1 protein-coding gene is annotated in these 948 nt (G+C 34.4%); it reads right to left on the reverse strand.

Annotated elements, in window-relative coordinates:
* Positions 1–67: 67 nt before the first annotated feature.
* Positions 68–928 (reverse strand): acetyl-CoA carboxylase, carboxyltransferase subunit beta, encoded by an 861-nt coding sequence (gene accD / locus KPL54_RS25800; RefSeq protein ID WP_216109324.1) that lies wholly within the window; start codon positions 926–928, stop codon positions 68–70.
* Positions 929–948 lie beyond the last annotated feature (20 nt).

Consider the following 948-nt stretch of genomic DNA (forward strand, 5'->3'; position numbering starts at 1 on the left):
CTTTTCAAAAGGTAAAGTTACCATAAAATTTCACTCCTTATGTATTACTTTTGTCTTTCTGTCGGTGCTATAAATGAAGTTTCAATATCTGCGCTAAAGTTTCCTTCATAACTTTTCTATCCACTATCTTGTCTATAAAACCCTTCTTAAGCAAAAATTCGGCCCTTTGGAACCCCTCAGGCAACTGTTGCTTTAATGTCTGCTCTATAACTCTTTTACCTGCGAAACCTATTAGTGCATTAGGCTCTGCGAGGATTATATCTCCAAGAGTTGCGAAACTTGCTGTAACTCCACCTGTGGTTGGGTCTGTAAGAACAGTTATATAAAGGTTACCGCTTTCATTATGTCTTGCAATAGCAGCACTTGTTTTAGCCATTTGCATTAGAGAAAATATACCCTCCTGCATCCTAGCTCCCCCTGAGGCTGTAAATATAATAATTGGTTTTTTACTCGCTGTTGCTTTTTCAATGATTCTCGTAATTTTCTCTCCAACTACAGATCCCATACTTCCCATCATAAAATTACTATCCATCACCGCAATTAGCGTATCTTGCCCGTTTATCTTTCCTTCTCCGATTATTACCGCTTCATTTAATAAAGTTTTATCACGTATAGTTTGAAGTTTCTCCGTATATCCCTTAAAATCTATAGGGTTATCTGATATCATAAATTCATCGTATTCTTTAAAAGTACCTTTATCTATAGTATAATCTATTCTTTCTCGACACCCTATTCTGAAATGAGTTCTACAATTGTCACAGGTCATTATGCTACTCTCCAAATCCTTTTTATAAAGAATTTTACCACAGGTTTCACATTTAAACCACATTCCTGAAGGGATATTAGGTTTTTTCTCACCATCTTCATTTTCTAAATTTTTAACCTCAATATATTTACTCTTTTTAAATATACGTTTAAACTCAAACATATAACTACCCCTTTCTAAAA

It is taken from the genome of Clostridium estertheticum (assembly GCF_018861295.1).
Taxonomy (GTDB): domain Bacteria; phylum Bacillota; class Clostridia; order Clostridiales; family Clostridiaceae; genus Clostridium_AD; species Clostridium_AD estertheticum_D.